General features: G+C 74.2%; 3 protein-coding genes. All 3 read right to left on the bottom strand.

The annotated features are described in order from the left end of the window. Nucleotides 1-30: 30 nt before the first annotated feature. Complete coding sequence (locus tag ABZO31_RS31940) at nucleotides 31-576, bottom strand: GNAT family N-acetyltransferase (RefSeq protein ID WP_406864818.1); 546 nt, start codon at nucleotides 574-576, stop codon at nucleotides 31-33. A gap of 179 nt (nucleotides 577-755) precedes the next feature. Further along, complete coding sequence (locus ABZO31_RS31935) at nucleotides 756-965, bottom strand: MbtH family protein (RefSeq protein ID WP_406864817.1); 210 nt, start codon at nucleotides 963-965, stop codon at nucleotides 756-758. Continuing rightward, entirely contained in the window at nucleotides 962-15,226 is a 14,265-nt protein-coding gene (locus ABZO31_RS31930; RefSeq protein ID WP_406864816.1) for an amino acid adenylation domain-containing protein, read from the bottom strand. Before ABZO31_RS31930 ends, ABZO31_RS31935 begins: the two co-directional genes overlap by 4 nt. Nucleotides 15,227-15,231 lie beyond the last annotated feature (5 nt).

Below are 15,231 nucleotides of genomic sequence, written 5' to 3'. Positions count from 1 at the left end.
CCCGCGGCGGGGCCGGCCGGGTACGGCCCCTCAGTGCCCGGGATCGCGCAGGCCGACGCAGTCGAGGGCCCAGAAGACATCCGAGTAGACGAAGGTGCCCGTCATCCACGGCTCGTGAGCGGACAACCGGGCGACCTGGAAAGCTGCTTCGGGAATTCGCAGCGACGGTGAACGGAAGCCCGCCGCGCCGGCGGCCTCGAAGCCGCGCTTGCCGTAGTAGTGCGGCGGCCCCTCCAGGAACACCAACGGCACACGCTGGCTGTCGGCCGCCCGGAGGGCGTGGGCGACGAGCCTGGTGCCGATGCCCCGGCGCTGGTACTCCGGGACCACGCCCAGCGGTGACAGCGACAGGACGTCCACGATCCGGCGCGGAGCGTCCAGCCGCGTCGCGCTCAGCAGCACGTGCCCGACGACCTGGTCGTCGGCGACGGCGACGAAGGACATCGGCGCCAGGGCAGCCCCCGCGACGCGCAGAGCGTCCACGAGCCCGGGAACCCGGTCGCCGTCGCCGAAGGCGCGCGCGTGGACCTCGCGCACCGCTCGGTGGTCGTGGGCGGTCTCCTGCCGGATCACCACCCCGGCACCGTCGGGAGCGGTTCGGGATCCTTCAGGCGCAACGTGTGACGTCATGGCCGCGAGGGTAGTTCGCGGGGACGTTCATGTGCGAGGCGATCGGGCACCCCCGGCGCACGACGCGCCGCCGCCCTCGGGCGACTGCTCCGAGGGCGGCGGCGTGGTGCGGCCGAAGCGGCCTGTCAGCCCTGCTGGGCGGCGAGGCCGGCGGGGCGCAGGTCGGTCCAGTGCTCCTCGACGTACGCGAGGCACGCCTCACGGGTGTCCGGGCCGGCGGCGGTGCGCCAGCCGGCCGGGACCTCGGCGAAGGACGGCCACATCGAATGCTGGTTCTCGTCGTTGACCAGGACCAGGAAGCTGCCCTGCGGGTCCTCGAACGGGTTGGTCGTCATGCGTTGTCACTCCTCTGGGACGGTGCGGTGAACAGCTCGGACAGCGGCTGTTCCGGTCGGGCCGCCACGGTGCGCAGCAGCTCCAGAAGCTCGTCGGCGAGTCGCTGCGCCTTGGCGGTGCCGAGCAGGTCGGTGGCGTGGATCAGGCCGCAGTGCACGGGGCCGTCGCCACGCGGCTCGTAGAAGCTGAGGGTCAGCTCCGCCCGGGCGCGTCCGGTCGGCACGGCCTCCAGCGAGCCCACGCCGCCCTCCAGCCGGGCCAGGTCGGCCTGCTCGTGGTGGATCACCATGACCTGCGGTCCCCCGGCGGGCAGGCCCGCGGCCCGGGCGACCTCGTCGAAGGGGACCTCCGCCCGGTCGAGGGCGCCGAGTGTGGTCTCCCGGACCCGGGACAGCAGCTCCGCGAACGTCGGGTCGCCCGCGGTGTCGGTACGCAGCACGACCGTGTTGAGGAAGCTGCCGACCAGGTCGGCGAGCTGGTCGTCGGTGCGGCCGGCGACCATCGTGCCGATGGGCAGGTCGGTGCCCGCGCCGTGGGCGGTGAGCAGGGCCGCGAGGGCCGCGTGCAGCACCATGAACATGCTGGTGCCGGTCGCCCGGGCCAGCTCGTCCACGGCCCCGTGCAGCTGCTCGTCGAGTACGAACCCGACGTGGTCCGCGGGCCGCCGCGCCGGGCCGGCGGCAGCCGGTTGCGGACCGTCGGCGGGCAGGGCCAACCGCACCGGAACGTCCCTGAGCGTCTCCCGCCAGTAGGCGAGCTGCTGCCCGCCGCGGCTGTCGGGGTCCGTGAGGTCGCCCAGGACCTCGTGGGCCCAGCGGGTGTAGTCCGTGTACGAGACGGGCAGCGGCTGCCAATCGGGCGCAGAGCCGCGCGTACGCGCCGCGTAGGCCGTGGTGAGGTCGCGGAACAGCGGGACGACGGACCATTCGTCGACGGCGAGGTAGTGCAGGGCGAGCAGGAGGGCCTGAACGCCGTCCGGGCCGGTGAGCAGGCGGGCCCGCAGCGGGGCCTCCCGCTCCAGATCGGGCGCCTCGGCGGCGAGTTCGCGCAGGCGGGCGTCCAGGTCGGCGCACTCCTCCGCGACCAGTCCCGGAGCCGCGACAGCCTGCTGGTACACGGCGCCGTCGCGCTCGTCGAAGGCGGTGCGCAGCGGCTCGTGGCGGCCCGCCACGTCGGCGAGGGCGGCGGCGAGCGCCTCGGCGTCGAAGCCGTCCGTGGCGCGCAGGACCAGCGCGTGGTCGAAGCCGGGGCTGCGGCGGTACGCCTCCCACTGCGGGCGCTGGCCCGGCGCGAGCGGCAGCGGCTCGTCCCCGTGTTCGGCGGCGCGCAGCGCCGGGCGGGCGGCCGCCGCGCCTTCGAGCTTGCCGGCGAGGCCGGCGACGGTCAGCGCGTCGAAGACGTCACGGATGCTGAGCTCGACACCGAACTCCGTGCGGATGCGGCCGAGCAGCCGCATCGAGGCCATCGAGTGGCCGCCGAGCGCGAAGAAGTTGTCGTGCACGCCGACGCTGTCGAGCTTCAGGATCTCGCAGAAAAGCTCGGCGAGGCGGGCCTGCGTCTCGGTGGCCGGGCGTGCGTCGCCGGTCATCGCCGACCAGTCCGGCGCGGGCAGCGCCTTGCGGTCCAGCTTGCCGTTGGGGGTCAGCGGCAGCGGACCGTCGAGCGGCACCACGAGCGCGGGGACCATGTACTCGGGCAACAGCCCGGCGACGTGGGCGCGCAGCTCCTGCGGGTCGAGGTCCCCCGACTCGGGGACGGCGTACCCGATCAGGCGGACGATGTCGCCGTCGCGGTCCGGCAGGACGGCGGCCTGGGCGACCGCGGGGTGCCCGGCGAGGGCGGCCTCGATCTCGCCCAGCTCGATGCGGAAGCCCCGCACCTTGACCTGGGTGTCGACCCGGCCGAGGAAGTCGAGGTTGCCGTCGCGGCGCCAGCGGGCCCGGTCGCCGGTGCGGTACATCCGGCTGCCACGCGCGCCGTACGGGTCGGCGACGAACCGCTCCGAGGTCAGACCCGGCCTGCCGAGGTAGCCGCGGGCGAGGCCGCGCCCGGCGACGTACAGCTCGCCCACCACGCCGGGCGGGACGGGCCGCAGGTGCTCGTCGAGGACGTACGCGCGGGTGTTGGGGTCGGGGCGGCCGATCGGGACCCGGCCGGACGGAGTGCCGCCGTGCTCGCGCGCGGGCCACAGCGTGGAGTTGACCGTCGCCTCGGTGAGTCCGTAGGCGCAAGTCAGGTGGGCCGTGGCGCCGAACCGCTCGAACAGGTCCGGCGGTACGGTCTCGGTGCCCACGAGCACGGTCGAGCCCTCGGGGAGTCGGCAGCCGGGCGGCAGCGCCGACACCAGCGACGGCGGCAGGATCATGTGGGTGATCCGCTGGTCCGCGAGGAAGTCGGTGAGCGCCGGTCCGGCGACCCGCGCCTCGTCGGTGATGAGGACGAGCCGTCCGCCGTGGCACAGCGCCATCGCCAGCTCGAACGCGAAGACGTCGAAGCCGATCGAGGCGAACTGGAGCACCCGGCTGTCGGAGCGCAGCCCCATGCGGTCGACGGCCGTCGCCACCAGGCTGGAAATGCCCTCGTGGGGCACGACCACGCCCTTGGGGCGGCCGGTGGAGCCGGAGGTGTAGATCACGTAGGCGGCCTGGTCGAGGGCGACCGGACCGCTCTCCACCGGCCGGTCGGACAGCGCGTCGAGCTCCGTGGCCGTGCCCGGGGCGTCCAGCAGGACGACGGGCACGCCCGGCACATCGGGGATCTTCCCCGCGACCGGCTCGGTGCCGACCACGAGGGCGGCCCGCGAGTCCTCGATCATGTACGCGAGGCGGTCGGCCGGATGGGCGAGGTCGAGCGGCAGGAACGCGGCGCCGAGCTTCAGCGCCGCGAGCACCGTGGCGACCATGTCCACGGAGCGGGGCACTGCCACGCCGACGACGCTCTCGCGACCGACGCCCTGTGCGGCGAGCAGCCGGGCGACACGGTTGGCGCGCGCGTCGAGTTGCGCGTACGTGACCGAGCGGGCCCGGTCGACGACGGCGACGGCGTCGGGCCGCTCGGCGAGCCGCTGGGCGAACAGTGCCGGGAACGGCTCCTCGTCGACGTCGCGGGGCAGGCCGTTGAAGCCCTCCAGGACGAGCCGGCGCTCGCCGGGGTCGAGGATCTCCGCCTGCGACAGGGGCTGTTCGGGGGCCGCGACGAGGGTGGCGACGAGCCGGCGGAGCCGGTCGCCGAGCTCCTCGGCGGTCTCCTGGTCGAACAGTTCGGTGGCGTACTCCAGTCGGCAGCCGAGGGAGCCGGTGCCGCCGTCCGCCGGGGTGTGCTCGGTGAAGCTGAACACGAGGTCGAACTTGGCCGAGCGGATCCGGAACGGCACGTACTCCACGTCGAGGCCGGACAGTCCGAGCTCCTCGCCGGTCCGGGCGTGGTAGCCGACCATCACCTGGAAGAGCGGGTTGCGGGAGAGCGAGCGCGTCGGATTGAGCGCCTCGACGACGGATTCGAACGGCACGTCGGCGTGCGAGAACGCGGCGAGGTCGGTCTCGCGGACCCGGGTGAGCAGCTCGGTGAAGCTGGGGTCGCCGCTCACGTCAGTGCGCAGCACCAGCGTGTTCACGAAGAAGCCGACCAGCTCGTCGAGCGCTTCGTCGCTCCGTCCGGCGATGGGCGAGCCGAGCGGGATGTCGGTACCGGCACCGGTGCGGTGCAGCAGGGCGGCCACGGCCGCGTGCACCACCATGAACATGCTGGCTCCGGTCTCCCGGGCGAGCCGCTTGAGGCCGTCGTGGGTCTCGGCGTCGAACGCGAGGTCCAGCTCGGCGCCGGTGAACGCCGGGCGGGCGGGCCGGGGCCGGTCGGTGGGCAGCTCCAGCTCCTCGGGGGCGCCGGCCAGCGTCGTACGCCAGTACTCCAGCTGCCGCGCGGCGAGGCTGTCCCCGTCCGCCGGGTCGCCGAGGAGGCGTTGCTGCCAGAGCGCGTAGTCGGCGTACTGGACCGGCAGCGGCTCCCATGCGGGGGCCCGGCCCCGCGTACGCGCGGCATAGGCGGCGGTCAGGTCGCGCAGGAACGGGCGGTCCGACCACTCGTCGGTGGTGATGTGGTGCAGCAGCAGGACGACGACGTGGTCCTCGGGCGCGAGCTCCACGACCGTGGCCCGCAGCGGAAGTTCGGCGGCGAGGTCGAACGGGCGGTTGACGGCCGCGTCGACGATGCCGGGCAGCTCGTCCTCGCTCGCGCGGAGCAGCTCCACCACGGGTCGCGCCTGCTCGGCGGGCAGCACCCGCTGCAGCGCCTGGCCGTCGGACGTCGTGAAGAAGAGGGTGCGCAAGGCTTCGTGACGCTCCGTCACATCCGCCAGCGCGGCACGCCACGCCTCGACGTCGAGTGCCCCGCGCATCCGCATGACCAGCGGGAAGTTGTACGCGGCCGAGGTGCACTCGATCTGCTGGATCACCCACAGGCGCTGCTGGGCGTGCGACAGCGGCAGCTCGTCGGGGCGCTCACCGGCCGTCAGCGCGGGGCGGCCCGCACCTCCGCCGCCGTCGGCCCGCTCCACCAGTTCGGCGACGGTGGGTGCCTCGAACAGGTCGCGGATGGCCAGCTCCGCATCGAGCGCGGTCCGGGCGCGGCTGACGAGGCGGGTGGCGAGCAGCGAGTGTCCGCCGAGCTCGAAGAAGTCGCTGTCGATGCCGACGCTGCCCTCGGACAGTCCCAGGACCTCCGCGAACAGGGCGCACAGCGTCTCCTCGCGCGGGGTGCGCGGCGGACGGCTCGTGGCGCTGCCGGCGAAGTCCGGGGCGGGCAGGGCCCGGACGTCGAGCTTGCCGTTGACGGTCAGGGGCAGGGTGCCGACGGTGACGAGCGCGGACGGGACCATGTAGTCCGGCAGGCCGGCCTTCAGGTGGTCGCGCAGCCGCTGGGTCAGCTCCTCGCCGGCCTCGATGCCGTCCTCGGCGACGACGTAGCCGACCAGGCGCTTGGTGCCGGTGGACTCGTTGACCACGACGGCGGCGTGGGCGACCGCCGGGTGCGCGGACAGGGCGCCCGCGATCTCGCCGAGTTCGATGCGGTAGCCGCGGATCTTGACCTGGTCGTCGGTGCGGCCGAGGAAGTCGAGCAGTCCGTCGGGGCGCTGCCGGACGAGGTCGCCGGTGCGGTACATCCGCTCTCCGGGCTCGCCGAACGGGTCGGCGACGAACCGCTCGGCGGTCAGGCCGGGCCGGTCGTGGTAGCCGCGGGCGAGGCCGGTGCCGGCGATGTACAGCTCGCCGGGGCAGCCCGGCGGGACGAGCCGGAGCATGGCGTCCAGGACGTAGGCGCGGGTGTTGCGGATCGGCACGCCGACGGTCGAGGTGGCGCTGTCGGTCGTCGAGCCGCCGAGCGTGTTGATCGTGTACTCGGTCGGCCCGTACAGGTTGTAGCCGTACGTTCCCTCGGTGCGGCGGAGCCGGTCCCACACGGTGTCGGGAACGGCCTCGCCGCCCAGCAGCACCAGTGCCGGCCGGTGCTGGCCCGCCGCCTCATCCTCATCGAGGAGGCCCTCCTCGATGAGGAGCTGGGCGTAGGTGGGCGTCACGTTGACGACGTCGACGCGGTGGGCGTCGCAGTAGGCGACCAACGCCTCGGCGTCCCGCCGGAGTTCCTCGTCGCAGACGTGGACCTCGTGGCCCTCGACGAGCCAGAGCAGCTCCTCCCAGGACATGTCGAAGGCGAAGGACACGGTGTGCGCGATGCGCAGCCGTCGTCCGCCCGCGGAGGCGATCGCCGGGTCGAAGATCTCCTTCTGGTGGTTGAGCTGCATGTTCGTCAGGCCCCGGTAGGGGGTGACGACGCCCTTGGGACGGCCGGTGGAGCCGGAGGTGTAGATGACGTACGCGGGGTACTCCAAGCGGTCCGGCACGTCGTGCGCGAACGCGGGCCGTTCGGCGTCGGTGATCGCGTCGCCGGCCAGGGCGGCCAGCTCGGCGGCCACGGTCGCGTCGTCCAGGAGGAGTTCGGGGGCCGGGGGGCCCTCGGGGCCGCGCAGGGTCGGCGCGACGGCCGTGGTGGAGACGAGACACAGCGGTCCGGTGTCCTCGACCATCAGCCGCAGGCGGTCCGCCGGGTGGTCCAGGTCGAGCGGCAGATAGGCGGCGCCGGTTCGCAGGACGGCGAACAGGGCCGCAACCATGTCGATCGAGCGGGGCAGCGCGAGCGCCACGGCCTTCTCCGGTCCGGCGCCCCGGGCGAGGAGCAGCCGGGCGATCCGGTTGATGTGCGCGTCCAGTTCGGCGTACGTGAGGGCGCGCTCGCCGAAGACCAGTGCCACGGCGTCCGGGGTACGGGCCACCTGGGCGGTCAGCATGTCGGCGATGGTCTCGTTCGGGACGGGTTCGCGGCTGCCCGCCCACCCCGCCGCCAGGGCGGCGCGCTCCGAGGGCAGCAGCAGGTCCACGCCCACGGTGCGCGCCAGGGCGGCGTCCGGGGCGGCGAGGAGTTCGCCCAGCCGCTCGAGGACGGTGGTGAACCGGCTCAGGATGCCGGCCGACGCCTCCGCGTCGAAGAGGTCGGGCCGGGCGGCCAGGGTGACCCGCAGCCGGGTCTCGGGCGTGACGATGAGGGTCAGCGGGAAGTGGGTGCCGTCCACGTTCGACACGTCGGTGATGCCGTGCCTCCGCCGCAGTTCGGCGGCCCGGTCCTCGCCGTCGGCGGAGCGGAGCACGAACAGCGTGTCGAACAGCCGGCGGTGCCCGGTCTCCTGCTGGAGCGTTCCGAGGCCCACGTACTCGTGCGGCATGACGGCGGCGCGCTCGGACTGCATCCGCCGCAGCAGGTCGAGCAGCGGCTCGTCCGGGGCGAAGGCGATCCGGGCGGGGACGGTGTTGAGGAACATGCCGATGATGCCGGCCACGTTCGGCACGTCGGCGGGCCGTCCGGCGACCGCGGTGCCGAAGGCGACGTCGCCGCGTCCGGTCATCGCGGACAGGACCAGGCCCCAGGCGGCGTTGAGCACGGTGTTGAGGGTGAGCCCGTGCCGGCGGGCGAGGGCGCGCAGCCGGTCGCCGGTCTCCCGGGACAGTACGGCGTGGTGGTCGGCCGGGATGACGGGGCCCGCGTCACGGCCGGTCGGGGCGACGAGCGTCGGCTCGTCGAAACCGGCGAGGGCCTCGCGCCAGGCGTCGATGGCCCGCGTGGTGTCCTGCCGGTCCAGCCAGGCCAGGTAGTCGCGGTACGAGCCCGGGGCCGGGAGGCCGGTGGTGTCGCCTGACCGCTCGTACAGCGTGAACAGCTCCTCCAGGAACAGCCACGCGGACCAGCCGTCCCAGAGGATGAGGTGGTGGGTGACGACGAGCCGGTCACGGCCGTCGTCGAGCCGGATCAGCTGGAGGCGGCAGAGCGGCGGCGCGGACAGGTCGAAGCGCTGCCGGCGGTCGGCGGTGAGCAGTTCGTCGACACGGCTGCTCCGCTCCGCCGGGGACAGCCCGGTCAGGTCGGTCACGGTGAGCGGGATCTCGGCGCCGTCGGCGATGAACTGCACGGGCCGGGGCAGGCCGTCGCTGGTGAACCCGGCGCGCAGGCTGGTGTTGCGTGCGAGGAGTGCCCGGCAGGCGGCGCGCAGCCGGTCGGCGTCCAGGTGGTGGTCGAAGTCCAGGGTCTCCTGCGAGAGGTAGACGTCGAGGGCGTCGCCGGTGTCGTAGGTGGCGTGGAAGTACATGCCCTCCTGGAGCGGGGAGAGCGGCCACACTTCGGCGACGGGGAGCCCGGCGACGGCCTCGACGCGGGCGGTCTCCTCCGGGGTCAGTTCGAGGCCGCCGAGCGGGGCGGGGGGCCCCGCCGGGGTGGCGGCGGTCAGCTGGTCGAGCAGGGCCTTGAGGGCGGGGTCGACCGAAGCGCCGGACCGGGCCTGCGCGGCGAGCATCGCCTGGAGGGCGGCGGCCGCCTGCCCGGCGTCGGAGGCGGACACGGTCACTCCGGCGGCCGGCGCCTCGGGAGCGGCTTCGGCGGTGGGCTCGTCCGGCACGTCCGCGGCCGTCGCGGCGAGCGCAGCGGGCGTACGGTGCTCGAACACATCGCGCGGGCTGATGGTCAGTCCCCTTTCACGGGCCCGGGTGGCGACGGCGATCGAGGTGAGGCTGTCGCCGCCGAGCACGAAGAAGTCGTCGTCGGCGCCGATGCCCTCGACGCCGAGGACCTCGGTGAAGATCTGGCAGAAGGCGCTCTCCCGCTCGTCGCGAGGGGCGCGCCCGCCGGCCCTGAGGGCGAGCTCGGGCGACGGCAGGGCGCTCTGGTCGAGCTTGCCGCTGGGGGTCAGCGGCAGCTCGTCCAGGGTCATGACGGCGCTTGGCACCATGGTCGCGGGCAGAGCCTCGGCGAGCGCCGCGAGCAGGGCCTCGGCTGCCGGGACGGCGGCGTCGGGGGTCGGCACGGCGTAGCCGAGGAGAGCGTTGTCGCGGACGATCACGGCAGCGCGGGCGACGCCCGGCCGGGCGGCCAGCGCGGCCTCGATCTCGCCGAGTTCGATCCGGTTGCCGCGGATCTTGACCTGGCGGTCGGTGCGGCCGAGGTACTCGACGGCCCCGTCGGACCGGCGGCGGACCAGGTCGCCGGTGCGGTACATGCGCGAGCCGGGTTCGCCGAACGGGTCGGCGACGAACCGCTCGGCGGTCAGGGCGGCCCGGCCGCGATAGCCGCGGGCCAGCTGGACGCCGGCGAGGTACAGCTCGCCGGGCACGCCGTCGGGCACCGGGCGCAGGAACGGGTCGAGCACGTGCAGGCGGGTGTTCCACACGGGCCGTCCGATGGGGACGGCGAGTTCGGTCCCGCCCTCGTACGGGAAGTACGTCACGTCCACGGCCGCCTCGGTCGGGCCGTAGAGGTTGTGCAGCGGCACAGGGCCGTGCGGGGAACCGGAGGTGAGTTCCCACCAGCGGCGGGCTTCGACGCCGGTGAGCGCCTCGCCGCTGCAGAACACCCGCCGCAGGCTCGCCGCCCAGTCGGGTGCGCCGCCGGGGCTCTCCAAGGCCTGGGTGCTCTCCATGACCTGGGTGAAGGCGGCCAGCATCGACGGGACGAAGTGCGTCGTCGTGATGCGCCGCGAGCGGATCAGGTCGGCGAGGTAGGCCGGGTCGCGGTGGCCGTCGGGGCGGGCGAGGACGACGGTCGCGCCGACGGTGAGGGCCCAGAAGAACTCCCACACGGACACGTCGAAGCTGGACGGGGTCTTCTGGAGCACCCGGTCGTCGGCGGTGAGCCCGTACGCGTCCTGCATCCAGGCGAGCCGGTTGACGATGGCCCGGTGGGTGACGGCGACCCCCTTGGGGCGGCCGGTGGAACCGGAGGTGTAGATGAGGTAGGCGGGGTGGTCGGGTCGGGCGGGACAGCCGGACGTGCCGGGCATGCCGGACCTGCCGGAGCCTTCCGCCTGGTCCTCGGCGTCGAGTACGAGGTGGTCGAGCCCCTCCACGCGGGGCAGCCGGGCGGCTGCGTCGGGGGTGATCACGACGGTGCGCGCGCCGGAGTCGGTGAGCATGAACGCCACGCGTTCGGCGGGGTAGTCCAGGTCCACGGGCAGGTAGGCTGCGCCCGCCTTGAGGACGCCGAGGAGGGCGACCATCAGCTCGGCCGAGCGGGGCACGGCGACCGCGACGTACTCCTCCGGCCCGGCTCCGCGGGCCCGGAGCCGCCCGGCCAATGCCTCGGCCCGGCGGTCGAGTTCGGCGTACGTGAGGGTGGTGTCGTCGAAGACGACGGCCGGGGCGTCCGGGGTACGGGCGGCCTGCGCGGCGATCAGGGAGACGAGCGTGGCGTCGGGCACCTCGTGCGCGGTGGCGTTGGACTCGGCGAGGTGTTCGTGCTCCCGGTCGGAGAGCACGCCGGTGCGGGCGACCGTGCGCTCGGGCTCCGCCACCAGGGTGCGCAGCAGTGCGGTGAACCGGTTGGCGAGGACGGCCACGGTCAGCCCGTCGAGGCGGGCTGCGTCGTGCTTGAACCTCAGCAGCAGGCCGTCGCCCGGCTCGACGACGAGCGCGAGCGGGTAGTGCACGGCGTCGAGCACCTCTGCGCCGGTGATGCGCAGCGCGCCCGGCGCCGGCGCGGCCGACGGGTCTGCGGTCGGGAAGTTCTCGAAGACCACGAGCGTGTCGAAGAGTTCCCCCCCGCCCGCGAGCCGCTGGACGTCGGCGAGGCCGAGGTGCTGGTGGTCGAGGAGGGCGGCGTGCTCGTCCTGGACGCGTCCCAGCAGGCCGCCCAGCGGCTCGTCGGGGCGCAGGGTCACGCGGGCCGGGACGGTGTTGATGAACAGGCCGACGGCGGAGTCGAGTCCGGCGACCTCGGTCGTCCGTCCGGACACGGTGGTACCGAACACGACGTCCCGGCTGCCGGTGAGCGCGCCGAGGAGCAGCGCCCAGGCTCCGTGGACGACGGTGCTGAGGGTGAGGCCGTGGGTGCGCGCGAAGGCGTTCAGCTCGGTGGTGAAGTCCTCGGGCAGCCGGGCGTCGACGTGCTCGGGCCTGGCGGAGGTCCGCTGTCCGTCCCCGGCATCGGCGGGCGCGGTCAGCCGGGTGGGTTCGTCCAGACCGGCCAGTGCTCGCCGCCACGCGTCCCGTGCGGCGTCCCGGTCCCGCCCGGCCAGCCACGACAGGTACGGGCGGGGGTCGACGGGAGCGGGCAGGGCGTCGCCCTGGTAGGCGGCGGCCAGTTCGCGCAGCAGCACGGTGACGGACCAGCCGTCGGCGATGATGTGGTGCAGCGTGAGCAGGAGCCGGTGGCGCCGGCCGTCGCGGATCAGGGTGGCCCGCATGAGCGGCGGCCGTTCCAGGTCGAACCGCTCGGCCCGGTCGGCGGCGAGCAGTTCGTCGATCGGGAGGTCGGCCGTGTCGGCCTGCCGCCAGGGAAGTACCACGTGCTCGGCGAGCCGCTGGACGACCTCTCCGCCGGGCAGTTGGCGGTACGAGGCGCGCAACAAGGGGTGCCGGTCCAGCACCAGCTGAAGGGCGCGGCGCAGCCGGTCCGGGTCGAACAGGCCGTCGAGGTCCAGCAGTTCCTGCACGACGTAGAGGTCGGCGGCCTCCTCGTCGAAGGCGGCGTGGAAGTAGAAGCCCTCCTGGAGCGGGGAGACCGGCAGGGCATCCTCGTCCAGCTCGACGGGGGCCAATGGCGCAGGCGGCTCGGCCTCGCCCGCGACCCGGGCGAGAGCGGCGACCGTGCGGAGCCGGAAGACGTCGCGCGGGGTGAGCGCGAGCCCCGCCTCGCGGGCCCGGTTCACGAGCTGGATGGCCACGATGCTGTCGCCGCCGAGCTCGAAGAAGCTGTCGTGGACGCCGACCGAGGGCAGGCCGAGGACGTCCGCGAAGAGTGCGGCGAGCGCGGTCTCGACCGGGCCGGCGGGGGCGTCGGCGCCGCTCAGGGCGGTCCAGCGGGGCTCGGGCAGGGCGCGGCTGTCGAGCTTGCCGTTCGGTGTCAGGGGCAGGGGCCCGTCGAGGACGACGACCGCGGACGGCGCCATGTGGTCGGGCAGGGTGTCCGCGACGTGGGCGCGGGCGGCGGAGACGGCTGCCTCGGTGTCCGTGTGGTCGCCGTCGCCGACCAGGTAGGCGACGAGACGCTTGACGCCCCGGTGGTCCTCGCGGGCGAGTACGGCGGCCTGGGCGATGCCCGGGCAGGCCATGAACGCGCTCTCGATCTCGCCCGGCTCGATCCGGTGGCCGCGGATCTTGATCTGGCCGTCGGCACGGCCGAGGAACTCGAGGTTCCCGTCGGCGCCCCAGCGGACGCGGTCGCCGGTGCGGTACATGCGGCTGCCGGGCCCGCCGTACGGGTCGGCGACGAACCGTTCCGCCGTCAGTCCCTGCCGGCCGAGGTAGCCGCGGGCGAGGCCGCGCCCGGCGACGTACAGCTCGCCCTCGGCGCCGACCGGGACGGGGCGGAGGGCCGTGTCGAGGACGTACGTACGGGTGTTGGGGTCGGGGCGGCCGATCGGGGCCGGTCCGGGCCGGTCCGGATCGGCGGGCCACAGCGTGGAGTTGACGCTCGCCTCGGTGAGTCCGTACGCGACGACGACCCGGACCCGCCCCGCCCAGCGGGCGATGAGCTCGCTGGGCACGGCCTCCGTGCCCACGATCAGGACGGCGCCGTCGGGCAGCTCGCACTCCTGGGGCAGCGCGGAGACCAGCGACGGCGGCAGGATCATGTGCGTGGCCCGGTGTCGCGCGATGTATTCGGTCAGGGCGGGACCCGCGACGCGCCGCTCGGCGGGGACGACGATGATCCGGCCGCCGACGCACAGCGACATGATCAGGTCCCAGACGGTCACGTCGAAGCCGACGGAGGCGAACTGGACGACGCGGCTGTCGGCGGTGATGCCGATGCGGCCGGTGGCGGTGGCGATGAGGCTGCCGACGCCGTCGTGCGGGACGACGACGCCCTTGGGCCGGCCCGTGGAGCCGGAGGTGTAGATGACGTACGCGGCCTGGTCGAGGGCGACCGGCACGCCGAGCCCGGTGTCGTCGTGGCGCGCGACCGCGTCCGCGGTGGCGGGGTCGTCGAGCACCAGGTGTGTGACGTCCGGCAGCCGAGGGAGTTCGCCGGCGAGCTCCCGGACGGTGATCACGGTCCGGGCCCCGGCGTCGTCCAGCATGTACGCGATGCGGTCCTGGGGGTGATCGGCGTCCAGCGGCAGGTAGGCGGCGCCGGCCTTCATCACCGCGAGCAAGGTCACGACGAGTTCCGGGGAGCGCGGGAGGGCCACGGCGACGACGTCCTCGGCGCGGGTGCCCCGGGAGGCGAGGAGGCGGGCGAGCCGGTTCGCGGCGGCGTCGAGTTCCGCGTACGTCAGCTCGCGTTCCTCGAAGACGAGCGCGACGGCGTCGGGCGCGCGGCGCACCTGTGCCTCGAAGGCCGCAGGCCAGGACAGCTCGGCGGTCTCACGCGGGTCCACGCCGAACTCATCGAGCAGGAGGGCGCGTTCGGGCTCGGAGGTGAGGTCCAGGTGGCCGACGGGGCGGTCCGGTTCCTCGGTGAAGGCGTGGAGCAGTGCGAGGAAACGCCGCTCGTGGGCGCGCAGGGTCTCCTCGTCGCAGACGGCCGCGTCGGCGTCGAGGTGCACGGAGATGCCGTCCGTGCCCGGGACCTCGCCGAAGCTGAAGGCCAGGTCGCTGACCGGTCCCAGCCATTCAGGTCGGAGTTCGGCCGTGCAGTCCGCGAAGTGCAGGTCGTCGGGCCTGGGCAGGATGTTGACGGTGGGGCCGACGAGTTCGGCCACGCCGTCGACGAGTCCGAGGTCCTTGGCCAGGTCCTCGGCCCGGTAACGGCCGTGCTCGACCGTCTCGGCGACGGCGTCGCGGACGTGTGCCACGAGGGCGGTCATGGTGGTGGCGGGACTCACGGTCAGGCGCAGCGGCACGATGTTGGAGAGCATGCCCGGGACGGTGGCCGACACCTCGTCCTGTCGTGCCGCGACGGGCAGGCCGAGGACGAGGTCCCGCTCTCCCGTCACCCGGTGCAGGTACGCGGCGACGGCGGCGATCAGGACGCGCGAGCCCCGGCTGCCCGCGCGGTCGGCCGCCCGGTGCAGCCGCGCGGCCTCCTCGGCGGACAGCTCCGTCGACCGCCGTAGCCGCCGGGTCGCGAGCGAGGACGCCCGCTCGACCAGGCGGGCCGGCTCGGAGCGGCCGGCCATGCGCTCCCGCCACCAGGTGTGCTCGGCCGTGTACCGGTCCGAGGCCCGGTGAGCGAGGTCGGCGTCCACCAGACGCCTCAGGGACCAGTCGGGGCACCCGGGGGCCTGCTCCCCCAGCGTGTACAGCTCGCCCGCGCGCCGCGAGATCAGCGCGACGCCCATGCCGTCGACGAGGATGTGGTGGTACCGCTGGTACCACCAGACGCGGTCGTCGGCGAGCCGGAGCAGGGCCTGGGCGAACAGCGGTCCGGCCGACAGGTCTGCGGGCCGGTCCCGGTCGGCGGTGATCCACCGGGTGGCGGCTTCCTCCGGGGCGTCGGCGTCGCGCAGATCGACCACGGGCACGTCGAAGGCGAGGGTGACGGGCGACTGACGGGGTCCGTCCTTCCCCGGCGTCACCTGCACATGCAGGCACTCTGCTTCCGAGAGGGTCTGCCGCACCGCCGCGCCGAGGCGGTCGAGGTCGATGTCGCCGCGCAGGTCCAGGGCGAAGACGACGTTGTAGGCGGAACTGTCCGGCTCGATCTGCTGGGCCAGCCAGATGCCGGTCTGCCCACCCGTCACGGGCAGCCCAGCTGGGGGTGTCCGGTCCGACTCGACGTCAAACATCGTAC

The sequence above is a fragment of the Streptomyces solicamelliae genome (assembly GCF_045348655.1).
Taxonomy (GTDB): Bacteria; Actinomycetota; Actinomycetes; order Streptomycetales; family Streptomycetaceae; genus Streptomyces; species Streptomyces solicamelliae.
This window is presented reverse-complemented; position numbering and strand designations above follow the sequence as displayed.

Coding starts and splice junctions, on each gene's coding strand:
- ABZO31_RS31935 (WP_406864817.1), bottom strand. CDS start 965: ATGACGACCAACCCGTTCGAGGACCCGCAGGGCAGCTTCCTGGTCCTG.
- ABZO31_RS31930 (WP_406864816.1), bottom strand. CDS start 15,226: ATGTTTGACGTCGAGTCGGACCGGACACCCCCAGCTGGGCTGCCCGTG.